Source organism: Pseudomonas asiatica (genome assembly GCF_009932335.1).
GTDB classification, from domain to species: Bacteria; Pseudomonadota; Gammaproteobacteria; order Pseudomonadales; family Pseudomonadaceae; genus Aquipseudomonas; species Aquipseudomonas asiatica.
This window is the reverse complement of record NZ_BLJF01000001.1, coordinates 3,609,216-3,632,260: the sequence shown is the minus strand read 5'-3', so window position 1 is coordinate 3,632,260 and position 23,045 is coordinate 3,609,216. Positions and strand designations below refer to the sequence as shown.

Annotated in this window: 41 protein-coding genes; 29 read left to right on the top strand and 12 right to left on the bottom strand. The window is 60.6% G+C overall.

What is annotated here, in order from left to right:
• Nucleotides 1-187: 187 nt before the first annotated feature.
• The 9 genes from GYA95_RS16870 to GYA95_RS16835 all read right to left on the bottom strand — a co-directional run bounded on the left by GYA95_RS16870 (nt 188) and on the right by GYA95_RS16835 (nt 3,495).
• Nucleotides 188-439: a helix-turn-helix transcriptional regulator gene (locus GYA95_RS16870; RefSeq protein WP_161551452.1), complete on the bottom strand. Its 252-nt coding sequence runs from the start codon at nt 437-439 to the stop codon at nt 188-190.
• Nucleotides 436-843: a hypothetical protein gene (locus tag GYA95_RS16865; RefSeq protein ID WP_161551451.1), complete on the bottom strand. Its 408-nt coding sequence runs from the start codon at nt 841-843 to the stop codon at nt 436-438. Before GYA95_RS16865 ends, GYA95_RS16870 begins: the two co-directional genes overlap by 4 nt.
• Nucleotides 840-983, bottom strand: a complete 144-nt coding sequence (locus GYA95_RS27690; RefSeq protein ID WP_170304003.1) for a hypothetical protein — start codon at nt 981-983, stop codon at nt 840-842. Before GYA95_RS27690 ends, GYA95_RS16865 begins: the two co-directional genes overlap by 4 nt.
• A complete protein-coding gene (locus GYA95_RS16860) occupies nt 980-1,315 on the bottom strand; it encodes a hypothetical protein (RefSeq protein ID WP_161551450.1) in 336 nt (111 codons plus the stop codon). The genes GYA95_RS27690 and GYA95_RS16860 overlap by 4 nt, the downstream gene beginning before the upstream one ends.
• On the bottom strand, nt 1,302-1,529 hold the full coding sequence (locus GYA95_RS16855; RefSeq protein ID WP_102084448.1) for an Arc family DNA-binding protein: 228 nt from the start codon (nt 1,527-1,529) through the stop codon (nt 1,302-1,304). The genes GYA95_RS16860 and GYA95_RS16855 overlap by 14 nt, the downstream gene beginning before the upstream one ends.
• Nucleotides 1,519-1,710 (bottom strand): carbon storage regulator CsrA, encoded by a 192-nt coding sequence (csrA, locus tag GYA95_RS16850; RefSeq protein WP_161551449.1) that lies wholly within the window; start codon nt 1,708-1,710, stop codon nt 1,519-1,521. Before csrA ends, GYA95_RS16855 begins: the two co-directional genes overlap by 11 nt.
• A 12-nt stretch (nt 1,711-1,722) precedes the next feature.
• Nucleotides 1,723-2,187 (bottom strand): HNH endonuclease signature motif containing protein, encoded by a 465-nt coding sequence (locus GYA95_RS16845; protein ID WP_202982208.1) that lies wholly within the window; start codon nt 2,185-2,187, stop codon nt 1,723-1,725.
• 88 nt (nt 2,188-2,275) lie between these two features.
• Nucleotides 2,276-2,671 carry a response regulator transcription factor gene (locus GYA95_RS16840; RefSeq protein ID WP_161551448.1) on the bottom strand — a complete coding sequence of 132 codons (396 nt, stop codon included), beginning with the start codon at nt 2,669-2,671 and terminating at the stop codon, nt 2,276-2,278.
• 134 nt (nt 2,672-2,805) lie between these two features.
• The gene (locus GYA95_RS16835; protein WP_012313222.1) at nt 2,806-3,495 is read right to left on the bottom strand and encodes a LexA family protein; all 690 of its coding nucleotides are present in this window, start codon (nt 3,493-3,495) and stop codon (nt 2,806-2,808) included.
• Nucleotides 3,496-3,581: 86 nt separating this feature from the next.
• Between GYA95_RS16835 and GYA95_RS28345 the strand changes: the two genes are divergently transcribed.
• Nucleotides 3,582-3,881 (top strand): helix-turn-helix domain-containing protein, encoded by a 300-nt coding sequence (locus GYA95_RS28345; protein ID WP_042111230.1) that lies wholly within the window; start codon nt 3,582-3,584, stop codon nt 3,879-3,881.
• 162 nt (nt 3,882-4,043) lie between these two features.
• Here GYA95_RS28345 and GYA95_RS16825 read toward each other — a convergent pair whose 3' ends face one another.
• A complete protein-coding gene (locus GYA95_RS16825) occupies nt 4,044-4,529 on the bottom strand; it encodes a hypothetical protein (protein ID WP_012313224.1) in 486 nt (161 codons plus the stop codon).
• 179 nt (nt 4,530-4,708) lie between these two features.
• On the opposite strand from GYA95_RS16825, the gene GYA95_RS16820 reads away from it, so the two are divergent.
• The 15 genes from GYA95_RS16820 (at nt 4,709) to GYA95_RS16750 (ending at nt 12,856) form a co-directional block, all read left to right on the top strand.
• On the top strand, nt 4,709-5,056 hold the full coding sequence (locus GYA95_RS16820; RefSeq protein ID WP_161551447.1) for a hypothetical protein: 348 nt from the start codon (nt 4,709-4,711) through the stop codon (nt 5,054-5,056).
• Between the two features lie 8 nt (nt 5,057-5,064).
• Nucleotides 5,065-5,298: a hypothetical protein gene (locus tag GYA95_RS16815; RefSeq protein ID WP_019438275.1), complete on the top strand. Its 234-nt coding sequence runs from the start codon at nt 5,065-5,067 to the stop codon at nt 5,296-5,298.
• Complete coding sequence (locus GYA95_RS16810; protein ID WP_161551446.1) at nt 5,295-5,591, top strand: hypothetical protein; 297 nt, start codon at nt 5,295-5,297, stop codon at nt 5,589-5,591. Before GYA95_RS16815 ends, GYA95_RS16810 begins: the two co-directional genes overlap by 4 nt.
• Nucleotides 5,588-6,361, top strand: coding sequence for a Rha family transcriptional regulator (locus tag GYA95_RS16805; protein ID WP_161551445.1), 774 nt, complete (start codon nt 5,588-5,590; stop codon nt 6,359-6,361). Before GYA95_RS16810 ends, GYA95_RS16805 begins: the two co-directional genes overlap by 4 nt.
• Nucleotides 6,358-6,672 carry a hypothetical protein gene (locus tag GYA95_RS16800; protein ID WP_015271444.1) on the top strand — a complete coding sequence of 105 codons (315 nt, stop codon included), beginning with the start codon at nt 6,358-6,360 and terminating at the stop codon, nt 6,670-6,672. Before GYA95_RS16805 ends, GYA95_RS16800 begins: the two co-directional genes overlap by 4 nt.
• Nucleotides 6,669-7,232: a hypothetical protein gene (locus GYA95_RS16795; protein WP_015271443.1), complete on the top strand. Its 564-nt coding sequence runs from the start codon at nt 6,669-6,671 to the stop codon at nt 7,230-7,232. The genes GYA95_RS16800 and GYA95_RS16795 overlap by 4 nt, the downstream gene beginning before the upstream one ends.
• Nucleotides 7,229-7,459, top strand: a complete 231-nt coding sequence (locus GYA95_RS16790) for a hypothetical protein (RefSeq protein WP_015271442.1) — start codon at nt 7,229-7,231, stop codon at nt 7,457-7,459. Before GYA95_RS16795 ends, GYA95_RS16790 begins: the two co-directional genes overlap by 4 nt.
• Nucleotides 7,456-8,235 (top strand): hypothetical protein, encoded by a 780-nt coding sequence (locus GYA95_RS16785; RefSeq protein WP_161551444.1) that lies wholly within the window; start codon nt 7,456-7,458, stop codon nt 8,233-8,235. The genes GYA95_RS16790 and GYA95_RS16785 overlap by 4 nt, the downstream gene beginning before the upstream one ends.
• Complete coding sequence (locus GYA95_RS16780) at nt 8,216-9,016, top strand: ATP-binding protein (protein WP_161551443.1); 801 nt, start codon at nt 8,216-8,218, stop codon at nt 9,014-9,016. Before GYA95_RS16785 ends, GYA95_RS16780 begins: the two co-directional genes overlap by 20 nt.
• A complete protein-coding gene (locus tag GYA95_RS16775; protein WP_161551442.1) occupies nt 9,013-10,407 on the top strand; it encodes a replicative DNA helicase in 1,395 nt (464 codons plus the stop codon). The genes GYA95_RS16780 and GYA95_RS16775 overlap by 4 nt, the downstream gene beginning before the upstream one ends.
• Nucleotides 10,394-10,897: a hypothetical protein gene (locus GYA95_RS16770; protein ID WP_161551441.1), complete on the top strand. Its 504-nt coding sequence runs from the start codon at nt 10,394-10,396 to the stop codon at nt 10,895-10,897. Before GYA95_RS16775 ends, GYA95_RS16770 begins: the two co-directional genes overlap by 14 nt.
• Complete coding sequence (locus tag GYA95_RS16765) at nt 10,894-11,451, top strand: hypothetical protein (protein ID WP_054572659.1); 558 nt, start codon at nt 10,894-10,896, stop codon at nt 11,449-11,451. Before GYA95_RS16770 ends, GYA95_RS16765 begins: the two co-directional genes overlap by 4 nt.
• Nucleotides 11,448-11,735, top strand: coding sequence for a hypothetical protein (locus tag GYA95_RS16760; protein ID WP_016489225.1), 288 nt, complete (start codon nt 11,448-11,450; stop codon nt 11,733-11,735). The genes GYA95_RS16765 and GYA95_RS16760 overlap by 4 nt, the downstream gene beginning before the upstream one ends.
• Nucleotides 11,732-12,121, top strand: a complete 390-nt coding sequence (locus GYA95_RS16755; protein WP_054572660.1) for an antiterminator Q family protein — start codon at nt 11,732-11,734, stop codon at nt 12,119-12,121. The genes GYA95_RS16760 and GYA95_RS16755 overlap by 4 nt, the downstream gene beginning before the upstream one ends.
• A 225-nt stretch (nt 12,122-12,346) precedes the next feature.
• A complete protein-coding gene (locus tag GYA95_RS16750; protein ID WP_015271436.1) occupies nt 12,347-12,856 on the top strand; it encodes an acyloxyacyl hydrolase in 510 nt (169 codons plus the stop codon).
• Nucleotides 12,857-13,172: 316 nt separating this feature from the next.
• Here the strand turns inward: GYA95_RS16750 and GYA95_RS16745 are convergent, their stop codons facing one another.
• Nucleotides 13,173-13,361, bottom strand: a complete 189-nt coding sequence (locus GYA95_RS16745; RefSeq protein ID WP_015271435.1) for an ECs_2282 family putative zinc-binding protein — start codon at nt 13,359-13,361, stop codon at nt 13,173-13,175.
• 416 nt (nt 13,362-13,777) lie between these two features.
• Entirely contained in the window at nt 13,778-14,011 is a 234-nt protein-coding gene (locus GYA95_RS27950) for a DUF6555 family protein (protein WP_015271433.1), read from the bottom strand.
• A 286-nt stretch (nt 14,012-14,297) separates the two neighbouring features.
• Here GYA95_RS27950 and GYA95_RS16740 point away from each other — a divergent pair, with 286 nt between their 5' ends.
• The 13 genes from GYA95_RS16740 (at nt 14,298) to GYA95_RS16680 (ending at nt 23,042) form a co-directional block, all read left to right on the top strand.
• Nucleotides 14,298-14,621, top strand: coding sequence for a phage holin, lambda family (locus GYA95_RS16740; protein WP_137188361.1), 324 nt, complete (start codon nt 14,298-14,300; stop codon nt 14,619-14,621).
• Between the two features lie 4 nt (nt 14,622-14,625).
• Entirely contained in the window at nt 14,626-14,823 is a 198-nt protein-coding gene (locus GYA95_RS16735; protein ID WP_137188360.1) for a hypothetical protein, read from the top strand.
• 87 nt (nt 14,824-14,910) lie between these two features.
• A complete protein-coding gene (locus GYA95_RS16730) occupies nt 14,911-15,186 on the top strand; it encodes an HNH endonuclease (protein WP_137188384.1) in 276 nt (91 codons plus the stop codon).
• 108 nt (nt 15,187-15,294) lie between these two features.
• Complete coding sequence (locus GYA95_RS16725; RefSeq protein WP_123083828.1) at nt 15,295-15,777, top strand: terminase small subunit; 483 nt, start codon at nt 15,295-15,297, stop codon at nt 15,775-15,777.
• A 3-nt stretch (nt 15,778-15,780) separates the two neighbouring features.
• Nucleotides 15,781-17,475, top strand: coding sequence for a terminase large subunit (locus GYA95_RS16720; RefSeq protein ID WP_123083827.1), 1,695 nt, complete (start codon nt 15,781-15,783; stop codon nt 17,473-17,475).
• The gene (locus tag GYA95_RS16715) at nt 17,475-18,872 is read left to right on the top strand and encodes a phage portal protein (protein WP_232914248.1); all 1,398 of its coding nucleotides are present in this window, start codon (nt 17,475-17,477) and stop codon (nt 18,870-18,872) included. Before GYA95_RS16720 ends, GYA95_RS16715 begins: the two co-directional genes overlap by 1 nt.
• Nucleotides 18,873-18,885: 13 nt before the next feature.
• On the top strand, nt 18,886-19,761 hold the full coding sequence (locus GYA95_RS16710) for a head maturation protease, ClpP-related (RefSeq protein WP_123083825.1): 876 nt from the start codon (nt 18,886-18,888) through the stop codon (nt 19,759-19,761).
• A 14-nt stretch (nt 19,762-19,775) separates the two neighbouring features.
• The gene (locus GYA95_RS16705; protein ID WP_161551440.1) at nt 19,776-20,990 is read left to right on the top strand and encodes a phage major capsid protein; all 1,215 of its coding nucleotides are present in this window, start codon (nt 19,776-19,778) and stop codon (nt 20,988-20,990) included.
• Nucleotides 20,991-21,033: 43 nt separating this feature from the next.
• Entirely contained in the window at nt 21,034-21,423 is a 390-nt protein-coding gene (locus GYA95_RS16700) for a hypothetical protein (RefSeq protein ID WP_161551439.1), read from the top strand.
• A 3-nt stretch (nt 21,424-21,426) separates the two neighbouring features.
• A complete protein-coding gene (locus GYA95_RS16695; protein WP_135002206.1) occupies nt 21,427-21,903 on the top strand; it encodes a head-tail connector protein in 477 nt (158 codons plus the stop codon).
• Nucleotides 21,903-22,223 carry a phage head closure protein gene (locus GYA95_RS16690; RefSeq protein WP_425288060.1) on the top strand — a complete coding sequence of 107 codons (321 nt, stop codon included), beginning with the start codon at nt 21,903-21,905 and terminating at the stop codon, nt 22,221-22,223. The genes GYA95_RS16695 and GYA95_RS16690 overlap by 1 nt, the downstream gene beginning before the upstream one ends.
• Nucleotides 22,220-22,690, top strand: coding sequence for an HK97-gp10 family putative phage morphogenesis protein (locus tag GYA95_RS16685; RefSeq protein ID WP_100413830.1), 471 nt, complete (start codon nt 22,220-22,222; stop codon nt 22,688-22,690). Before GYA95_RS16690 ends, GYA95_RS16685 begins: the two co-directional genes overlap by 4 nt.
• Before the next feature lie 4 nt (nt 22,691-22,694).
• Nucleotides 22,695-23,042 carry a DUF3168 domain-containing protein gene (locus GYA95_RS16680; protein WP_100413831.1) on the top strand — a complete coding sequence of 116 codons (348 nt, stop codon included), beginning with the start codon at nt 22,695-22,697 and terminating at the stop codon, nt 23,040-23,042.
• Nucleotides 23,043-23,045 lie beyond the last annotated feature (3 nt).

The window sequence follows — 23,045 nt, the reverse complement described above, 5'->3', positions numbered from 1 at the left end:
TCAATCGGTTGGGTTTTACTTCTGGCAATAGGAACTCACTTTTTCACTAGAGAGTGGCCGATTGCATTTGTCGTGACGATAGCAGTGACCCCCTTCCTATACGTAGCGCCGTTCCTGCTTTCCCATATTGCATGTTGGGTGAAAGAAGGCTTCAACGAGGGGCGAAACAGTAATCAATAGGCCTATCTCATGCGACGCCGCGTAGGGTCGGCGGCGTTTGTCTTTGCCTACCCACCTTGGGCTTCTGGTGGGCGCCGTCCCGAACCTCTCGCAGGAACTTACGCACGTCCTCTTTCAGCCAGCAGTGCCGGTTGCCCATCTTAAAGCTCTTGGGCAGCCACGGCACGCCGCGGCGAATCCCTTCCCTGATTGACGCCTCGGTGCGGCCCAGCAGCTTGGCCAAGCCCTCTACCGTCAACACCTCAGTCTCTTCACTCATACCTTCCTCCCGGCCTGACGCGCCAGATTCTGGTTGTCACGCTGATCTGTCACGTCAGTCGCCTTCAGTTCATTGATTACTGATTCGATGCCGGCCACATAGCTGCCAGGCCGGCCCACCATTGCTCCGGCCAATCGCTCTACTACTACCTCGACCGGCGAGCCCCGAAGCGAGGCGACCAGGTCAACCGCCCAGCGCCTCGCCTCCAGGTACATGAGCCGGTTGATTGGCCCGGTTGCAGGCATTGCTACGCCTGAGGTCCTGATGCCTTGGTCGACGGCCTGCGGAGCTGGTGCCTTTGCGGCCGATCTCGACACGACCGAGTTGATCCGCCCGCGGCCCCGCTTCAGCCCCATCGACTCAATGATCTCCTTCGCTGCCTGGCTGACATCCCGCTTGCTCATGAACGCCCCCGGAAGTGGTCGGCTAGCACCAGGCGCCCGTCCAGGCCGCAGGCGGCAGACAGGTCGAGGACCTGGCCAAAGGTGGTGTCGCGCTGCTGCAGGGCATCCCACAGCAGCAAGAGCAGGCCGGCCTGGCTCATGGCTCCTGCTCCCGAGGCTTTTCCGTCTGCTGCGCCTCGTCACGATCAAGAAGCCGGTCGATCCGGGCGAGGAGTGTGTCGCGATACTCGACGTTGACCAGGTCGTCGTTGATGTAGGCGATCGCCTCCCGCAGCAGTTTGTCGGCTTCCTGTAACTGGGTCTCACGCTCTTCCAGCTTGGCCTGCAGGTCCCCCTCGCTTGCGCCGGCGATTACCGCCAGCCCTCGGCCAGCTGAGACCAGATCACCCAGCTTGGTGAACGGCAGGATGCTCGTGAGTGGCGCTGCTTCGCTGGCGCGCAGCACCAAGGTGATGCGATCAGGCTGCGTCATGGGTTACCCCCTTGCTGTCGGCTGCCTTGGCGAGCGCATCGAGGAGAGCGTTAGCGCGGGCGCGGCCGTCCAACTCGTTGCGGATCGCCGTGATGATCAAGCTGTTCATGCTGCGGTCATCAGCGTCCGCCGCGGCTGCTACCTGGTCGCGCATTCCATCGGGCAGGCGGACCACAAATTTGTCAGCGGTGCGGCTGTCGTATTCAAAGGCCATGAGTCACCTCCTGTCCCTTCTGCGCCTGGATACGCTCGTAGATTTCCTGGCGGTGCACAGCTACGCCTTCGGGCGCTTCGATGCCCAGGCGAACCTGCATTCCGTTGACGCCCAGTACCGTGACGCTGATGTCGTCGTTGATGCGGATGGTTTCGCCAATTTTTCTGGTGAGAATAAGCATGCTCTGGTTCCTTCAGTGAGATTTGGATGCGCGCCTGCGCTGTTCAGTGAGTCGATGACAGACCCGGCATGACTTGAGTCCGCGCTTGGTCACATATGTGTTTGCGGTGTTGCGCTCATGTCCGTGGCGGCAGTGCGTTTTGTTTGCGCCGGTGTCTCTGCCTTTTGCTTTCTTGTCCTGCATGTTTACGATGTGCGAACCGAGGAAGAGATGGGCTGGATTCACGCAAAGAGGGTTGTCGCAGCGATGGCATACACAGGAGCCATGTGCTCCTGGGGCGTCCGGGATCGGTCCGTTGTGCAGTTCGAACGAAAAGCGGTGCGCTGACAGTGCACGGCCCTTTACTGTGATTTTTCCGTAGAGTCGTTCACCATCACCGCGAGTGCCGCCGGTCCAGGTCCAGCAGTCGTTCTCAGTGGTGCGGTTCACCTTCGCCCAGAAGCGCTCGATGGTTTTTTCCGGATAGAGGCTTTCCACAGTTTTCTCCTTTCTCCGGGCAAGCCGGTGGCCCGCCGCGTTTATTGGCTTTCGCAAAAACTGGTTGGGTTAAATCAGGCGGAAGGCGTCACGCCACCGCCAAGGCGCACTCAGCGCGCCGGGTTGCTATACGGGTTTCAATCTTTCGCTCACCGCTGTTGCCGCCACGGCGTATGCGCATTGCATGGTCGTCACCGATCATTCCATGGATGGCCATAAGCAAGGCTAGGGCGGTGGTGGCGGGGCTGATGATCTGGCGCCTGAACGCTTCGAGGACCAGGCCGCGCATGGTCCTGGCGCCCAGCTTGAATCGGGCGTCCTCGATGCGCTTTTCAACGGTCTTTGGGCTGATACCCATCAGGCGTGCAATCTCTTTTTGCGTCAGATCGCTGGCTGCATACAGAGTCGCCTCAAGTTCGCGCGGAGCGAGCCCCATGCCGAGAAAACCGGTCCAGCCGCTGGCGGTGATGGTTTGAGTGGTCATTTAGGCTTGCTCCATGCAAAAAGTCGATGGAGTAAATATAGGGCAACACATAATTGGTGTCTATAGGCATTCACATAAATTTATGCGAAGCCAAAAAAACCGCCATGAAGGCGGTTAGGGATATCGCCGGACGGCTAGAGGAGAAAAGCTGATTTTGGCATTTTTCCGTCCACGACGGTCCCAACGATCTCCCAGGTGTCGTCCATTTTTTTGGCTGGAAAGGCTGGGTTAAGTGGTGTTAGGTAAAAGTCCCCGGCGTCTCGTACAAGCTGTTTGAAGGTTGCCTCGTTGGAGTCAATCATCCTAGCGACTACGTATTGACCTGGTCGTGGCTCAATGTCCGGCGCCACCAGTATCAGCACGCCTTCGGGGAAGGAAATACCTGACTGACTGGTCATCGACGATCCGATCACCTTCAGCCAAAAACCATTTTCACCAGCCCACACGTCCGAGTGATGGCTCGGACATGCCGCGATATTGGCAACACTCATTGCTTCACTTGGGCTCCCTGCCTGTACCCACGATATCTCTGGGTACGAGAAGTACCTGGTTGGAGCCAAAGCAGGGGCAACGTTGGAGTCGAAGCCTGGAGCATCGAAGCCTGGGACATCATCATTCTGGAGCATGGTCCCTATGCCAGCCTCAAGCCAGATTGCAGAAACTCCGCAAGCCCGAGCAATGGTCGAGTTGTATGAAGAGCGCTGAGATCGCCCGCGCTCAAGGTCTGAAATCGACGCTTGGTTGATTCCGGTCATAGCGGCCAGCTCGGCCTGCGTGAGGCGTGCGTGCTTCCGCGCAGCCTTAATGCGGTCTTTGTATTCCATCTCTGGATTATCACCGGCATCCCCATATGCTTGCAAAATGGTATTCCTATAATCTAATGTATGGGCATTCACATATGGAGCATGCCATGCTCGAAATCTATCAGCGCCTTGTGGAGCACTTTGGTGGTCAGGATCTGACAGCTGCTGCCCTCAAGGTCAACCAAAGTACCGTTTCGGGCTGGGTCCGAGGCAAGCACGCGATGTCTGCCGAGACTGCTTTTTTGGCTCAACGTAAAACTTGTGGGGCCTTCTCGGCGATTGAGTTGCGGCCGTCTCTAGCTGAAGTCTCCCCAACCTTGAACGAAACGATACGCCCGACCACTACCGTGCACCAGTCGGGAAATCCCTCTGTTCATCCATCCAGTACCGCGCAGGCCACCCAATGAAGCCGCGTGCATTGCTGGCGTTAGCTGCGCGCCAATCGGCGTTGTCGACCGAGCTATTCGTCCAGGCGGAGTACGACCTGGACGAAGTGTTCGTTGAGCTTTGGGGTAGCGGCGCGCTGATCGGCTACGCCCGCCTAGTGCGGCGGGAAAGCGCCACTGAGTTCAGGGCTGGCCGCCCTGTAGCAACGTTTGAATTAGTGGAATTGCTTTCGGCGCATTCTCCATGCCCAGGTCCACTAGTTTCGTTATCAGCTGTTTTGTGGTCTCGCCGGGAGCTTCGCGCAGAGCTTTCAGAATGCCGCTTTTCTGCTCCTCGGGAAGGTTCGATGCCTGGACTTTCGCTTCAATCAACTGGCGGAGGGTGTCCTCGTGAAGCTTGACCGTTACCGTCCCAAGGATCGCTCCAAGACCGCCATCGTCTTCAAGGAAATCGATACCCCTGGCTGTGATGGTGGCGTGGTGAATCGCCCTGGTGCCACCGAGATACTGACTGTCGAGAAGGGTAACCAGCCCGTGCTCCCTCAGGTAGTAGAGATTGCTCTGGCAATCCTCTTCATTCCCAAGGCTCGTGACCTCGTCCGATTCGTTCGGATAGCAGTCCCTAAGATGCTCCAGCAGCTCGCGCTGCAATGTACGACTTATCTTCATTTGCCGGGCCTCCGTGGCCTTCGTTTCGAGTGGAGTCAGAACGATATCACGGATTGGCCCGGCACCCTTTTGCGGCCTGGGTAAACCCCAGACAGCAAAAAGCCAGCTCGCGAGGCTGGCTCTTTTAACACCGTCCCCGGCAAGGGACTTTTTGAATCTTCGTTCTGTAGGAGGACGAGATGCACCCGAAAAATACCACCGAGGCACCGCCAACGCAAGCGGGCTTGCTCGTGACCATGGCGACAAAATTCAACCAGAACGGCGATGAGTTCTTCTTCTCGACGGTGCCTGGGATCAGCTGCTCTGAGGCGTTCAACTTTGCAAGTGCCAATCTGAACGCAGCAGAAGACCTGCTCGGCCAGCTCGTCCAGGTCAATGCAAGCTGTAACTTGGCTTTTGCGATCCGCGCATTGGTTGGCCAAGCGAGAGCGCTGATCGACTCCGGGATTGGATCTGTCGAGCAGGCCGAAGACTTCGCGCCACAAAACCTTGTATCTCCGGTTCGTGGCGCGGGGGTGTCGGAATGAGCCATCCCATGACCAAGTTTTCTTCCCCCGCCAAGCGCGTAGAGGAGGGGCTTGAGCTGCTGGCGATCCTCGCCGAGGTGCTTGAGCACAACGGCGGCTTCAAGGACAGCGACCCAGGCGAACACCCAGCAATGATCGGCGAACGCGGCGAGGACGGCATCATCCGTTCCATGCGAGTAATCGCCTGGGCGGCTCACCGTGAGTTTTGTCGGATGGCTACGGACTTGGAGATCCCCCAATGAACCAGATTGTCCCGGTGTGGCAGCAAGATGGCTTGCATGGTGAGATCGTCCACGACGTGACGCTCACCGCAGCGGATATCGCGCGTTTCAACGAAGCGCGCGAATCATTCAAGTTGATCAAAGCCTTGTACTGGGCGCATGTCGTGCCCTCGCTCGGCGGATTCGACAATCCTGTAGCCGGCGAACTTGAGCGCCTATTCGAGCGCGTCGTTTTCGACACGCGAAACTTTATGTGGCCTCACCGAAACGCGGCTGCCTTCCATGAAGCGAAGGATGTGGGAGGTGCGGCATGAACCTGATCGCCGCCACCGCACTCACTATGTCTTCTCGCGACATCGCGGACTTGGTTGGATCTCGTCACGACAAGGTGAAGCAGTCGATTGAGCGTCTTGTAGAGCGCCGCGTGATCGTCCAACCCCCAATGGGGGATGAACAGACCGTCGATTCTCTTGGGCGCCCCCGTACCGAATCCGTCTACCACGTCAACAAGCGCGACAGCTTCGTTGTCGTCGCGCAGCTCTCACCCGAGTTTACTGCGGCGCTGGTAGACCGCTGGCAAGAGCTGGAAGCCAAGCTTGCTGGTCGACCAATCGTTCCGCAGAGCCTGCCGGAGGCCCTGCGCCTTGCTGCTGACCTCGCCGAGGAAAAAGCGGTGCTGGCGCTGGAGAACCAGCAGCAGGCCAAGAAGATCGAGGCCTTGGAAAACCTGTTCATGCCAGGCGAGACGGTTCCGCAGTTCGCCAAGCGGCTCAACGGTGTGAATTCCCAGCTGGTGCTGGCATTTCTGGCCGAGCTGAAGTGGATCTACAACACCGAATCTGACCCCGACCATTCGCCCAAGTATCGCGTGTATGCCATGGCGCGAGACAGGCATCTGCTCACTGAGAAACCCTACAAGGTCAGCGGCGAAGGCATGACGGGCTTCATCCGCTATGCCCCGGTGATGCTGGAGAAGGGCGCCCAGCGCCTGCACGACCTGTACATGGAGGGCCGGCTGCCCATGAAGAAGACCTGGGACGGCAAGTTCTTTTACACCAAGTTCAACCCGGAGAATTCCCTGTGAGTAAGAAACTGACCTACGAACAACTCATGGGGCAGATCGCCGAGGCCGCGGTGGGCTATCAGCAAGCCGAGACCCAGCGCAATGCCCTGCGCCGCGAGCTGAACGGCCTGTACAGGACCTACTTTGCCGCCTACGGCCATCCTTACCCGGGCGAGCCGCGCAAGCGCATTGACCCCGAGGACGAGCGCTTCCGCGGCGTTCTGAGCTTCACCGACGCGGCCTTCCAGCGCTGGCTCTCCGCACGCGAGCTCACCACCCGACTGAAACGCAAGCTGCGCGGGCTGGTCGAGCGCCTGGAGCGTGCCCAATGAGCAAGGTAATCAACAAGGCCTATTTCGAGAGTTTCTCCAATGCGGCTCTGATGCTGCTGTCCTTCGAGGCCGTTATGGACGCAATCGAAGTGATCAGCGACGGCGCCAAGATCCGCGAGTACGACGAAACCTATGTCGGCCTGATCGGCGCGAGCCTGGCGCTGAGCGTGCTGTTCGAGCGGCAGACCGGCAATGACGCTTCAGTCGTGTGCGGCGAGCACCTTGAGCAAGAGCGCCGGCATCTGCTGGAGGGTGGTGAGCCGCCAACCTTCAGCATCCCGATCGTCAACACGCGGCGTGAACCGCTCCCACCGGAGTCATTTGATCAACTGACCAACCTGCAGCTTGCCAGTGCGTCGTTCAATTACGCCGACAAGGTATTTGAGACGATCAGCAACCACTCGCCTCACGCGCTCGAAATGGCCGAAGCCAGGGTGTCGTCGCTTGATGCTGTTACCGCGCTTCGCTCGCTCGTCCTGCGTTTGGCTGGTGGCACGTTTACTGACCTTGGCCAACATGTCGCGAAGATCACCGGTCTCTCATCGGAGACTCTCCAATGACCATTACCCCAAACTCCGCCCAGGAGCTCCATCAGCGCGCTGGCGCGTCGATCGTGCCGAGTGGATGGCCTTGCTGCGATCTGTTCAAGCTATTCCCAGAGGGTGCCCGCTGGCAGTTCTACGAATGGGCAAAACAGCAGCGGGCTTTTCTTGAGCAGCGCGGCTGGATTTTCGAGGAGTCGCACGACCAGTACGTGCGCCGCGTTTGTGAGGAGTTGCAGCTGTGAGCAAGCCTGTGAACGTGGAAAAAGCAACGCCCACGACCTTCTACGCCAAGAAAGCGCCGTATAGCTCGCTGAGCAATGACGTGGTGGCCATGATCATCAACCCTGATGCTCTGGCCATCTGGACCTACCTGCAGACGCGCTCCAGCGACTGGAAGGTTATTGGCTCACACCTGCAGGACAGGTTCGCAATCGGTCGTGAGCGCTACTCGAAGGCCATGGCTTGCCTCAAGGACTTGGGGCTGGTGAGCCATGAGGTCGTGCGCGAGGAGGGCACTGGCAAGGTGCTCGGCCGTCGCGTGATCGTCCACTACGAACCGAACCTACAGGTTTCCGAATATTCGGTTAACCGAAGTGTGGGTTTACCGAACTGTGGGCAAACCGACAACTACTTAATAAAGGATTCTATTACTCAATCAATAGAGAAAAAACCAACGGTCGCTGACGCTCCCTGTCTGGTCGAGTTCGATAGTTTCTGGAAGCTCTACCCGCGCAAGGTCGGCAAGGTCAAAGCCGAGAAGGCCTGGGCGAAGCTCAAGGTGGACGCTGACCTGTTCAACCGAATGGGCACCGCCCTGGCTGCCTGGAGCAAGTCTCACGACTGGACCAAGGATGGCGGCCAGTTCATTCCTCATGCAGCCACCTGGCTGAACGGCAAGCGCTGGGAGGACGAATTGCCTGCCCCTGGCTTCGCCGCCCACGGCAGCGCATTCAACAACCTCCCGCAGCACACCGATGACATGTACGAGGAGAGCCACGATGGCCGAGCGAATTTCTGATCTGTTCCACCGCCGCCCAGCCATGCGGATCTACTCAGGCGAGTGTGCCGTACATGGCCAGGTCGACATGAGCGAGATTGAGCAACTGGACGGCTCCATGCTGGCGCGTGGCTGCAAGCGCTGTCACTGGGAGGCCCTGCACACGGCCCCGCGCGATTCTGAGGTGCACACCCAGGCCAACGCCCAGCGTAAGGCGGAAAACGTCATGGCGGCGCTGATAGGGGCTGGAATCACCCCGCGCTTTGCTGGCGCCACGTTCGACAGTTACCAAGCCGAGACTGATCCCCAGCGCAAGGCGCTGGCCAAGTGCCGGACCTATGCCGAGCAATTCCCCGAAAACTTCCGGGCCGGTCGCTCGCTGTTGCTGACCGGCAACGTCGGCTGCGGCAAGACGCACCTGGCTAGCGCGATTGTGCGCACCGTGGTGGCTGACGGCGCTGCCGCCCTGATCGTCCCGGCCGGGGAAATTGTGAGCATCGCCCGCGCCTCGATGGTTCCAGGCTCTGGTTACACCGACCGCGACGTGGTGGTCCACCTGGGAGGCCTGAACCTACTGGTGATCGATGAGGTTGGTTGCCAGAAGGGCAGCGAGTACGAGCTGGGCCTGCTGCACAGCATCATCGACCGCCGGTACCAGGCGGTACTGCCCACCGTGCTGATCAGCAACCTGAGCGCCGAAAGCCTGAAGTCCTACATCGGCGACCGCGCCCTTGATCGCTTGCGGCAGAACGGCGGGCAACAGGTTGGCTTTACCTGGTCCTCGATGAGGGCAGCGGCATGACCGAGTTCTTCAGCATTCCCGCCGAGCAGGGCGTACTGGGCTCGATCATGCTGGCCAGCCTGCAGCAGGATACCGGTCTGGTCGAGGACATCATGGGCCAGCTCTCTTCGGTTGACTTCCACCATCCCGACCATGCTGCGCTCTTTGAGGCAATGAACGACTGCAAGGAACGCAGCATGCCCATCGACCCGGTTACCGTTGATGCAGTGCAGCGCCGTCTGCCAAGCGGCAACAACACATTGGCCTATGCCGCTGACCTGACCAAGAACACCCCGTCGCTGGCCAGCTGGAAGACTTACGTCAAGCACGTCAAGGACTGGAGTGTGCTGCGGCGCATTCTGGCCGTGCACGACGTTGCGGTTGAGATGGTAAGCGCCGGTGAGCCGACCGCCGATGTGATCGCCGCCGCCCAGCAGGCCATGGCCGACCTGCGGAACCTCGATGGCGAGCACAAGGAGTTCAAGCGCCTGGATCAGTGGATGGGTGATGCCGCTGACCTGATTGACCAGAAGCACCAAGGCGTGGCACCGAAGTGGCCCTCCACAGGCCTCGAAAGCCTGGACAAGCTAGTACGTGGCATTCGTCCGAAGAAGGTGACTGTGATTGCCGGCCTGCCAGGGAGCGGCAAGACCACCCTGGCCCTGCAGGTCGCCCAGTACAACGCTGTGAAGGAGCGGAAGCCTTGGCTGGTGTTCTCCATCGAAATGCCTGGTGAAGAACTGGGGCTGCGTGCCATCGCATCGCTGGGTGGCATCGACTTGGCCAAGCTGGACGAGCCGGATCGCATGCGAGAAGAGGATTGGGCGAAGTTGTCTGGCTCTGTAGCCATCGCTCTGGATGCGCCGCTGTTTGTCTGCGATGACCCAGTGCAAACCCCGGCGACCATTCGGGCCACAGCCAGGCGCTGCCAGCGTGAGCACGGCCTGGCCGGGATCGTGGTCGATTACCTGACCTTGGTGCGTAGCGAGCGTGGCGGCCGATCTCGCACCGAGGAGGTGGGCAAGATCAGCAAGGCCCTGCTGCAGCTAGCCAAGGAAATGGGTATCCCGGTCATCGAGTTGGCCCAGCTGAACCGAGACTCGACCAAGCGCCCCGGGAAGAAGCCCCAGTCCAGCGACCTGCGCGACTCGGGCGAGATCGAGGCCGACGCCAGCTGCATTCTGATGGTCCACCGCGACATGGATACCGAGCACGGCAAGAACGGCTTGACCGAGATCCTGATGACCAAGTGCCGCCATGCGAAGGTCGGCAGCTGCGTTCTGCAGCAGGAGGGCCAGTACAGCCGATTCGCAAACTTCGAAGGCTCTATGCCGACTGACGATGATGTCGAAATGGGGCGAGAGAGCTATGCCCAGCGCCATAAGGGGAGCAAACGCCATGAAACTTTCTGATCTGTGGCCAGGCCGCAAGCCGCCAGCCCGTACGCCTGCAAAGCCGGTCGTCTCGGTGATCGTGACCAAGCGTGCTGGTGCCGGGCAGCCTGTTGCCACTGGCAATGCCCAGGCACCCAACGCCGGCCTGCGCGGCCCTATCGAGCTGCCCGCCACCCTTGCCGAGTGTGAAGCCCTGCATGAGCAGTTGGTTACCGACGCCATCCGGCTGGAGCTGGCGCTGGCTCAGGCTCAGGAGGGCGCTGCTCAGGGAATCCCCTACAACCGCAGCTGGTACAACCGGGCCAAGGCAGCGCTCAAGCATATCAACCACGACCGCACCCGGGCGCTGTACCGCTGCGGGCAACTGCGCAAGGAGGCCAAGCAGCAAGCCCAGCAGGGCCTGGACCGGATGATCCTCGACGTGATCAAGGAATCCATGCCGGCCGACCAGTTCCTGGGGTATGTGCGAATTGCTGAGGCCCGAGTGGCTGCGGAGGTGGCTCGATGAACCCGCTCAAGTTGATTGCTCGGGTGCTGGCACCTATGCATGAGCAGGCAGGGTATCAGCCAGTTGTCACTGACGGGGTTGCCGTGCTCCCGCCAGGTTCTCAGGTAGTCAAGGTGAAGCAATACCCTGAAGCAGAACGCATTGCCGCCTCGCTGCGCGAGTATCCGGGCGATTGGGCTTGGGAGTACAAAGGTCACACTCTCAAGCACGGCCCGACTGGTTTCGTGCTCTGGGTCGCCAACGAAGACTGGGGGCTTGGTGAGCGCGCGAGCGGTGTAACTGCACGGTTCTGCAAGGAGGAGCAGGCAATTGTATGGCCTGCTGTGGAAGCCTGGCTGGCCTCCCACAAGATCGGCTTCACCGGTCGCCTGCCCAAGGTGAGCATCACTTGCCGGAAGGGAACCTGGTGGTGCGTCAGCGAGGAGCATCCATGGGCCGGCGCCGGCGGATCACCAGCTGAGGCTTACCGGTCTTGGTCCCGCGCCGTATCAATCGAGGCGCGCGCCGACCAGCGCCCAAATGAAATCCTGCACGTATGGAGTGCCGCACTATGAGCAACGTCACTGCGGCACTGCCGCGCAAAAGCCTGACCGCCGTGGAGTGCAAGTTCCTCAAGGTGGGCAACCGTATGCTGCTGGAGCAGAACAATGGCCGGATCGCCTCGGCAGCACTGATGGATATCGTGGCTGACTGGCACGCCGCGCGCGCCAATGTGGGCTTCGAGCAATTCGCCAAGGGCTGGATCACCGAAGGCAACGCCAAGAACAAACACGCTGACAAGCTGCTGCGCGAGCTGTTCGGCCTGGACACCGACCCAACGCCCCGGAGGGCTGCATGAAGAAAAGAACCTACGTGGACAAGATGCTGGGCGATACCGAGTACTTGCTCGAGCAGTGGGGCTGGTGGCGGATGTGCGAGATGGGCGTGCCACGGTACGTCTCACCCCTGTATGCGCTCATGCGGGACAACGTCCCATCCGAGGGTGGTGCGCGCCAGCATGTGATCACGGACGATCTGGCGCTGGTCGTGGATGGTGCTGTTGCAAGGCTTGTGAAGCGCAACCAGCAGATGGGGGACTTCGTGTGGGCGTACTACGGCTACAAGCAACCGGCTATGCGGGTAGGTCGGGAGGCTGGAATGTCCGAGCGCAAGGCCCGAGAGATCATCAAGGCTGGCGTTGCATGGATCGACTGCGCCCTCGAAGAAATTCGAGAAGCTGCGTAAAAAGTTCTATGCGGGCGGATAAACACCTGTTTTCATAGCAGCGTGTCCAGCTTGCAACGTTACGCGACACAGACAAACCCCGGCCATCGTGTCGGGGTTTTGTGTTTTTGAGGGGCTTCGATTCAGGTAGCCCTCCAGAAAAAGCATTTTTCTTGTATGAGGGAACGATTTGATAGCGCTATGATTCTGATAGGTTGCTACTCAATAACATGGAAGACCGTGAGTATGAAAAACGTTCTCGCCGTTGTGGCGCTTTCCCTTTTCGCTGCGTCCGCCGGAGCGGCTGAGCTATCCGGAGCGCTTGGCGCGACAGGCCAAGGTGGTCTTACAGCGCGCGTCGGCATTGGCTTTAACTGGGGCAAAAGCTGGTTTGAATCCAGTACTGGCCGTCTCACCGGTTATTGGGATGCTGGCTACACCTACTGGGAAGCAGGCGATGCTTCAGGTGGGGCTCACTCGCTGTCCTTTGCGCCAGTTTTCGTTTACGAGTTCGGCAGCGGTAACGTGAAGCCATTCGTTGAGGCTGGCATCGGCCTGGCGGTCTTCTCTGGTACGTCCGCAGGTGACCAGGACTTTGGTTCGGCCTTCAACTTTGAAGACCGCATCGGTGCGGGCTTGAAGATCGGCGAGACGCAGAAGGTTGGCATCCGAGCGATTCACTACTCCAACGCTGGCATTAAGCAGCCCAACGACGGTATCGAGTCGTACTCGCTGTTCTACAGCCACCAGATTTAAAAAAGCACGATCCCTCTTTGCCCGCCCTGTGCGGGCTTTTTTATGCGGATGACACGCTCAGGCAGCTGGGCTAAGTCGGTAGTGGCGTCGATCAAAGCCGTGCGCTCCCTGATCGGCTACGCGATGAGAGTCTGGGGTATGTGACCCAGCGATCCAGGCCAACAAGCCGGGTAAGCACCGGCCCTCCGCACCCATTCCAAGCCTCGGTATCTGCCGGGGCTTTTTCGTATCTGGAGGTTGTATGGAAAAGCTACAGCTCGACGTTGAGGTTGAGGGCGCCGCTGACTTCCTGCGCCCTCTGAGCGAAACGCTCAAGTCACTTGAACAGTTTCCCGAGCTGCCGCTCCAGGTCTTTCGTGACCTTGTCACCCACAGCCTTCATGAGCTTTCCGTAAGTCTCGATAGCGCCGCACTTGCCGCAGGTGACCTTCGAGTTGTTGTTCGGCCTAGCCGGAACCTCGAACTTGTCACTGCCGCACTTGGCGCACTTGAGGGTTACCTTCATCGTTTTTCGCTCCGTGAAACGTCTTGTGTGGAAACTCGACGATAGCACGGGGCCATCTTTTCACATATCCAAGGGCTCGCCAGTTCGACGGGTCATTTTGTTTCTGGAGCACCACCTATGGCCGAGCCAAGTACCGGCGCCCTCGCAGTGACCGGCGTACTTGCCAGCTTCGGCCTGGGTGCCCCGGCATAGCTAATCATCCCCCTCAAAGCGTACATCCGAGATACCCAAATCTGCGACCGCAATGCGGAGATCATCATGTGATAAGCGGCACGGCGCGCGCGCCTCAGGCAAGGGGGCAGCGGGGGCATGCAGACGGAGGAGAGCGGTCAGCACATTGTCTTCGTTCGGCGTGCTAGACCAATCGCATATCCAGAATCTGGTATGGCCTTTGAGGTTGTAGTCGATGCGGTATTTCATAGGTTGCCGGACCTCCGCCATTGGACGTCAGTTATGCCGAAGCGCTCAGCAACAGGTCGAGAGACCTTCCTGATATCCGAAGCAGTGAATTTAGGAATGACTCCTACGCCAGCTTCGCAGGCCGCCCAGTGCCAAGCCTCAGCGTTATTCATTCGCTCGGCGCGGACGATGAATTCGCGAGCCTCCCCGTGGAGCTTGTAAGCGATTAAAAAAATGTCACTGATCGGCATTTATTAGTTCCCTCTAGTGAGGCCAGATCGGGCAACATTCCTTTTAGCCTCTAGGGGGCTCCTGGGCAAGCATCCGACCGGTTTTACGTCGGTGCACGAATTTTCATTTACGGAGCAAGCAATGGCCCGACCGACCTCGGCCCAGGCGCAGCCACCTCGCTGGGCATAAGGCTCCTCTACTGTTCTCGCTGGGTGGTTGGTCGCCCCAGCCTTCCGCACCCACTCCTAGGCTCGCCACAACGGCGGGCCTTTTCTTTTTCCGCTCCCCGCAAAGGGAGGAATCGAGATGGCCCATATGCCAGAGAAAGATCCCGGCCTGTGGGCCGCCCTGATTGCCTGGGTGATTGCCCATCAGCCTCAGCTGTATGCCGCTGGCCTGTCTGTCGCGATCGCCGTCCTCCGGGTGGTGTATGGCGGTGGCACCCACCGGCAGATGTTCTTGGAGGGTGCCTTGTGCGGTCTCATAACCTTGGCGCTGGTGCCGCTGCTCGAATGGATGGGCTTGCCGCAGGGCATGGCTACCTTCGCCGGCGGCATGGTCGGGTTCATGGGGGTTGAGAAGCTTCGCGGCTACTCCGACCTGTTCCTGTCTCGCAAGGCTCAAGGGTGACCCGATGATCACGCTGACTGACATCAATCGTCGCCAGCACTATCTGGCCCCGACCGCCATTGCCCGCGTGCAGGAGGCCGGCACAAGCTCGCAGTGGCACGGCATCTGCGCCATCGTCCACACGTTCGACGGCCAGGTGCTGGAGGTGCGTGAGCGAGCTGCCGATATCGCCGCCCAGGTTGGCATGCGGCGAGAGGGATAAGTGGTGGCCAAGCTCCCTACCTTGAAGTCGAGGCTTAACCCTGTCGAGGGTCGCAAGTTGTCGACCACTAACACATCTGAAAGGCGGATGACCGGCAGCAGGTTACAGGCCCGCCGCTTCCGGCTCTGGCAGGCTTCGCCCCACTGCGCAGGATGCGGGCGAGTAGTCGCCTACCCCCATGGCTTCGAGCTTGACCACCGCGTCCCGCTTCACCAAGGCGGTGCCGATATCGACGATAACTGCCAGCTGCTGTGCTGTGGCCCTGATGGCTGCCACCTGAAGAAGACGGCAGCGGAGGGCGGCGATATCGGTGTGCACCGGGATGGTGCGATTCGGGGAATTGGCGTGCCTCAAGAGGGCTAGTGACGTGCCACAAGGTGGGGGGAGGGGTAAAAGTTCACAGCCTTCACGTTCGGAAACCTCGCCCCCTCCCATTCGCAGTTTTTTTCCCCTTTCACGGAAAAGTTAACCATGGCTTTAACCGACAAGAAGCGACGGTTTGCTGACGCTTTGCTGTCGGGAGCGTCAAACCGAGACGCGGCCATCGCCGCCGGCTATTCAGAGAAAACCGCGTCGCAAGCGGGCTCCAAGCTCGCAAAGGACCCGGATGTCATCGCCGCAATTGGTCGGCATCTGCGCGACCGGCAGGCAGCGTCCACAGAAGTTAAACCAGGCCGGAAAGTTAAAGCTCCTCCGCCAGAGGATGGCGCCGTCGGGGAGCTCGAGCTGGGCGATTTCGACGACCCGATGGACTTCCTGAAGGCCGTCATGAATGAGCAGGCTGCTGAGCCCAAGTTGCGCGTCGATGCCGCCAAGGCACTACTGCCCTACAAGCACGGCAAGGTCGCCGACCAGGGCAAGAAGGAACAGAAGGCCGCAGCGGCCGATCAGGTCAGCAAGGGGCGTTTCGGCGCCCGTCCGCCACCGAAGCTGGTGGTTAACAACAAGGGGTGATGCATGGAGTGGACCACAGCCTGCCCAGACTGGGAGGCTCGGATCGTTGCTGGCCAATCGCTGATTCCCTTCAAGCCGCTGTTTCCCGATGAAGCCGAGGCCGCGCTTGAAGTGTTCAAGGCGCTCAAGGTCGTCGATTTGCCTGGCCAGCCGACTTTCGGCGAGTGCTGCGATGAATGGGTGTTCGACTTCGTTGCCGCCATCTTTGGGGCCTACGATGCCGAGCACGGTAAGCAGCTGATCCGGGAGTTCTTCCTGTTGATCAGCAAGAAGAACACGAAATCAACGATCGCCGCCGGCATCATGTTGACGGCGCTGATCTTGAACTGGCGGCACGATGAGGAGCTGCTGATCATCGCGCCGACGATCGAAGTAGCGGCGAACAGCTACAAGCCAGCCGCCGGCATGGTGCGGGCCGATCCGGAGCTCAGCGAACTGCTGCACGTCCAGGATCACATCCGCACCATCACCCACCGGGTGAACAATGCGGCGCTGAAGGTGGTCGCGGCCGACACCGACACGGTATCGGGCAAGAAGTCCGGCAAGATCCTGATCGACGAGGTGTGGGTATTCGGCAAGCGCGCGAACGCCGACGCCATGCTGATGGAGGCCACCGGCGGCCAGATCTCCCGGGACGAAGGGTTTGTCATCCTGCTGTCGACGCAGAGCGACGAGCCGCCGGCCGGGGTCTTCGAAGAGAAGCTGAGCTACTACCGCGATGTTCGCGACGGAGTAGTCAATGACCGCAAGTCGCTGGGCGTCCTGTACGAGTTCCCAGAGGCCATGGTGAAGAGCAAGGCCTACCTTCAGCCGGACAACTTCTACGTCACCAACCCCAACATGGGGCGATCGGTAAGCCGGGAGTGGCTTGAAGACGAGCTGGCGAAGAACCTGCGCAAGGATGAGGGCAGCCAGCGGAAGTTCCTGGCCAAGCACCTGAACATCCAGATCGGCATGAACCTGCGGGCGAACCGCTGGGCGGGCGCCGACCACTGGGAAGGCCGGGGCGACAAGCAGCTCACCCTCGACGAGCTGCTGCGCAGAAGCGAAGTGGTAGTGGCCGGTATCGACGGTGGAGGGCTGGACGACCTGCTGGGACTGAGCCTGATCGGGAGAGAGCGCGGCACCCGGAAGTGGCTGCACTGGGCTCATGCCTGGGCGCACAAGATCGTGCTGGAGCGCCGGAAGGATATCGTCAGCGTGTTGAACGACTTCTCGGCGGACGGCGACCTGACCATTGTTCAGCTTCCTGGGGAGGATGTTCGGGATGTCGCCGACATCATCTGCCAGGTGCGCGATGCCGGGCTGCTGCCAGAGAAACAGGCCATCGGCGTGGACGCGGCTGGCATTGGCGACATCATCGACGAACTCACCACCGAGGAGCGCGGCATCGCCATGGAGCGGATCGCCTCCGTATCCCAGGGGTGGCGCCTGAATGGCGCGATCAAGACCACAGAGCGAAAGGTTGCCGGTGGCGAGTTCATTCACGGCGACTCCCGGCTGATGGCCTGGTGTGTGGGCAACGCCAAGACCGTGCAGGTCGGCAACGCAATCGCGATCAACAAGCAGGTCAGCGGCACTGCCAAGATCGACCCGCTGATGGCGACCTTTGATGCGGCAACGCTGATGGCGTTGAACCCGGAAGGCTCTGGCGATCTCCAGGGCTTCTTTGATAACCCGATCATGGTAGGAATCTGATGGCCGAGAAGAAACCGGGCCGGGTGAAGGCTGCGTTGCAAAACTGGCTCGGGGTGCCCATCGGCCTGAAGGATGGTGCATTTTGGCAAGAATGGTTCGGCAGCTCCGCATCTGGAAAGCACGTATCTGTCGACAAGGCCATGCAGTTGTCCACGGTATGGGCGTGCGTGAGGCTGCTGTCCGAATCCGTTTCCACGCTGCCACTCAAGCTGTATCGGCGCCTTCCCGACGGATCACGCGAGATCGCTAAAGACCATCCGCTGTTCCGCGTGCTTTGCCGCATCCCGAACGCCGAGATGACCCCGCAGCGCTTCATGCTGCTGGTGGTGGCGAGCATCTGTCTTCGAGGCAATGCGTTCGTCGAGAAGAAGATGATCGGCAGCAGGATCATTGCCCTGGTACCGCTTCTGCCCCAGTGCATGAGGGTCAAGCGGCAGGACAACGGGCGCCTGAAGTACACGTACAGCGAGAATGGCGTGGATCGCGACATTCCCGAAAAGAACCTGATGCACATCCGCGGCTTTGGCCTGGACGGGGTGTGCGGGATGCTTCCGGTAACCACCGGGCGCGAGATCTTCGGCTCGGCGATGGCGATCGAGGAGGCCGCGGCGAAGGTGTTCGCACAGGGCATGCAGGCGTCCGGCATCCTGAGCAGCGACGCCAAGATCACGCCGCAGCAGCGCGAGCAGCTTCGGGCCAGCATGCAGGCATTCATGGGTTCGAAAAACGCCGGCAAGATCATGGTGGCGGAGGCGGGCTTCAAGTACCAGGGCATCACGATGAACCCTGAAGCCGCGCAAATGCTGGAATCGAGGTCTTTCGGGATCGAGGAGATGTGCCGCTGGTTCCGAGTGCCGCCCTTCATGGTCGGCCACATGGACAAGCAGTCCAGCTGGGCTGCTTCGGTTGAGGCGCAGAACCTGCACTTCCTCACCAACAGCCTGCGGCCGCTACTGGTCAACATTGAGCAGGAGATCACTCGCTGCCTGATCGGCGAGGCCGATGCCGACGACTACTTCGCCGAGTTCGCTGTGGAAGGCCTGCTGCGGGCAGACAGCGCCGGCCGAGGGGCCTGGTACAACACGGCGCTGCAAAACGGCTGGATGTCGCGCAACGAGGTACGCCGGCTGGAGAACCTGCCACCGATCCCGGGCGGAGACACGTACACGGTCCAATCCGCATTGGTGCCATTGGACCAGCTCGGGAAGCCGAGCGCAGGCGTCTCGCCGGCTGCCTCGGCATTCATGCTTCGGCTGGTCTCGGCACGCAACAACGACGACCAAGAGGCCATCAACAAGGCCGTCGAACTGGCTTCCCAGGCCCTGGAATCCGGAAACCCGGACGGCCCCATGATGGCCCACGCGCTGATATCGATGCCGCTGCTCAAAGCGGCCTGACCTGGAGTAACCCATGACTCTCAAGACACTACCGGCAGCGCCGGCGGTGCGGCCGCACGCGCGCGTCGAATCCGATCTCCTGCCGAAGGCCATGGAGCGCTGGAATCCAGCGATCAAGGCTGCAGCCGGTGATGACTCCACCACCATCACCATGTACGACCCGATCGGCATGGACTGGTGGACGGGGGAGGGCGTTACTGCCAAGCGTGTCAGTGCCGCACTTCGCAGCATCGGCGACAAAGACATCACTGTGAAGATCAACAGCCCAGGCGGCGATGTCTTCGAGGGCCTGGCGATTTACAACCTGCTGCGCGAGCACAAGGGCAAGGTAACCGTTCAGGTGCTTGGCCTGGCCGCCTCGGCTGCATCGTTCATCGCCATGGCCGGTGATGAAATCCAGATCGCTCGAGCCGGTTTCATGATGATCCACAACGCCTGGACCATCGCCGCGGGTGACCGAAACGACTTCACCGAAGTTGCCGACTTCCTCGACCAGATCGACGGCACCCTGGCCGACATCTACTCGGTCAGAACCGGCGATGAGGTCGCCGCGATGCGCGCCCTTATGGACGTCGAGACCTGGATGGGGGGAAGTGCGGCTGTCGAGGCCGGCTTCGCTGATGGGCTTCTCCCATCGGACGCTGCGCAGGAAGACCCGCAGGCCAAGGCGCCGCACCAGATCGCAGCTCGCCGACTGGACGCGATTCTGGCCAAACAGGGCATGCCCCGCTCCGAGCGGCGCTCCCTTATTCAAGAACTCAAGGGTGGTACGCCTGGCGCTGCCCCCTCCGGTACGCGAAGCGCTGCCGAACCCCCGGCCGACCTGGCCACCCACTTTGCCGATTTACAGGCCGCAATGTCGCGGTTCTCGGCAGCAGCCCTCAAGTAACCGGAGAAGATCCCATGGCAGACAACACCGCCGACCTGCTTAAGCAGGTCTCCAACGAGCTCAAGCAGGCCACCAGCGATTTCAGCAAGCAGGCCGAAAACGCCCTGGCCGAGGCAAAGAAGGCCGGCAGCCTTTCCGAAGAAACCAAGAACGCTGTCGACGAACTGGCGACCAAGTTCAACAGCTTGACCGAAGCCGAGAAGCAGCTGAAAGCCCAGTTGGGCGAGCTCGAGCAGGAGTTCGCACGCCTGCCTTCGGCGAGCGCCCCGCAAACCCGCGACAGTCTCGGTGGCGTGGTGATCAAAAGCGAGGCGCTGAAGCAGTTCGCGGCCAGTGTCGAAGGCAATAAGCGCGTGAGCATCCCGGTGAGCGCAGCATTGCTGTCCACCGACATTCCTGCCGGCGTCGTCGAGCCCCAGCGGCTTCCTGGCATCGACACTGCGCCGAAGCAGCGCCTGTTCATCCGCGACCTGATCGCCCCGGGCCGCACGACCGCGCCGGCCATCTTCTGGGTGCAGCAGACCGGCTTCACCAACGCCGCCAAGGTCGTGGCTGAGGGCACTGCCAAACCGTACTCGAACATCAGCTTCGCGCCGAAGCTGACTGCTGTATCCACCATCGCGCACATGTTCAAGGCCTCCAAGCAGATCTTGGATGACTTCGCGCAGCTGGGCTCCACTATCGATGTCGAAATGCGCTACGGCCTGAAATACGTCGAAGAGCAGGAGATCCTGTTCGGTGACGGTACCGGCGTACATCTGCATGGCATCGTCCCGCAAGCCTCGGTTTTCGACCCTGCATTCGAGGTCGAGCATCAGTCGGGCATCGATGACCTGCGCTTGGCCATGCTCCAGGCTCAGCTGGCGCGCCTGCCGGCTTCCGGCCACGTCCTGCACTTCATGGACTGGGCGAAGATCGAGCTGACCAAGGACACCCTGGGTCGCTACATCCTCGCCAACCCGTTGGGCCTGGCTGGCCCTGTCCTGTGGGGTTTGCCGGTCGTGGCCACCGAGGCTGCCGGCTTCCAAGGCAAGTTCCTGACCGGTGCTTTCCAGACTGGTGCTCAGCTGTTCGATCGCGAAGACGCCAACGTGGTGATCTCCACCGAAAACGCAGACGACTTCGAGAAGAACCTGATCTCGATCCGCTGCGAGGAGCGTGCCGCCCTGGCGGTCAAGCGCCCAGAGGCGTTCATCTACGGCAACTTCACCGCGCCGACCACTCCATAACCCTGTATGAGGGCCGCCCGGGTGGCGGCCCCTGGAGGCATTCATGAAGCTGAAAACCCTGAAACCTCTGTACCTGGGCGGCCAAACGCTGGTGGAAGGCACGTCTTTCGAGACCATCGAGCAGCACGGCCGCGAGCTGGTCCAGAAGGGCTATGCCGAGCCGGACGACTCCGAAGGCGAGGTGGTGGTGACCATCTCGCAGGAAGATGCAGTTGGCGCGGGCGTGCTGACCACCGGCAGCCTGGGCGCCGTCACCTTGCCGATTGCCCAGCCAGTCGCCGGCTTCAAGGCTAAGCACAAGGGCGCTGGCAAGTACATCGTGGTGGACGCTGAAGGCAACCAGGTTGGCGAGTTCTCCGGTAACCAGGAAGAAGCCAATGCGGAAGCTGAGCGACTGATCGCCGGTGGCGAGCCGGCGCAGGCCGAGGAGTAACCCATGTCCGTGATCGCAATCGAGGTGGCCATGCATCACCTCAGGGCGGAGTCTGAAGACCAGGCGTTGGTCCAGACGCAACTTGATGCAGCGGAAGAGACGGCGATGCAGTTCCTCAATCGGCGCTTCTATTTGGATCAGGTCACGCTCGACGAGGCCCGAGCCGGCGTTCAGGCGATCATGCAGCAGGCCAAGGCTGCGAATGTCGAGGCTGTCGTGGCCGCTGAGGCGGTGCAGGACCTCACCCTGCGTTGCCGCCTGCTCGAGCACGCCCGCCAGGCGCTGGCCAATGCTTATGACCAAGCCGACGCCATTGCCTACGGCATGGTGCTCAACCCTGCAATACAGGCTGCCTGCCTGCTCAAGTTGGGCCATCTATTCGCCAACCGTGAGGAAGTGGTCACAGGCACCATCACCACCGAGCTGCCGCTGGCGTCCCAGCACCTGCTGATGCCATATCGCATCCGGATGGGTGTGTGATGCGAGCCGGGCCGTTACGACATCGCTGCATGCGCCGTGGGTACATCGAGGAGAAAGATGCCCTGGGTCAGCCATCGAAGGTGTGGGGTGACCTCGGCCCTCTCTGGGCAGAGATAAACATTCCCTCGGGCCGCATGTATGAGGCTGCGTCACAGATGCAGGTCACGGTGAGCGCTGAGATCAACATCCGTTACCGCAAGGACGTTGTCGCCGGTCAGCACCTGGTGCATGACGGCGTTGCCTACGAAATCATCGCTCAGCTGCCTACCAATCAGCGCGACATGCTCAAACTCATGTGCAAGACGGTGAAGCCGAAATGAGCAATGGATCATTGACTGTCGTCGGCCTGGGTGATTTACAGGCCGACTTCGAGCGCTTGGCTAAAGCCACGGGCAACAAGATCGTGCGTGATGCCGTAATGGCTGGCGCCCGAGTTGCCAGGGACAAGGCTCGTGCCACGACGCCGGTTCGTACTGGCAAGCTCAAGAAGAATATCGCAGCCGTGCGCCTGAAGCAGTCCGAGACGCCTGGGGGCGCCACAGCTGGCTTGCGCGTGAAGAAGCCCAACGGCAAGCAGTCCAAGGCCCTCAAGCGCCGCGGTAAGAAGGGCCGGACCTCCGCGACGGAATGGGAGGCACCGTTCTACTGGAAGTTCCTGGAATTTGGCACCTCCAAGATGCAGGCCCATCCGTTCATTCGGCCGGCCTGGGACGGGAGCCTGCCGGAAATCGAAGCGGCCGTGAGTGACAAGCTGGCCGAAGGCATCGACAACGCCACCGCGCGGTAATCCCATGATCGAGAAATCCCTGATCGACAGGCTGTCGCCTCTTGTCGATGGCCGCGTGTTTTTCGGCGTTGCCCCTGAGGGGGCGGCTCAGCCGCGCCTGGTGATCCAAACGGTCAGTGGCTCCACCGGATTCACCCTGGCCGGTTGGGACGGCTCCAGTGACTTAACCATTCAGCTCGCCGCATGGGGTGAAAGCTATTTGCAGGCGCTGACACTGGCCGGTGAAGCATTCAGTGCCATGACCATAGACGGCGAAGATTTCACCACTGGCGGCGCCGATCGCCTGCCGGACGAATTCGAAGATGACACCAAACTCTTCAGCGTGAGCTGGGAGTACACCCTGCAACCATAGGAG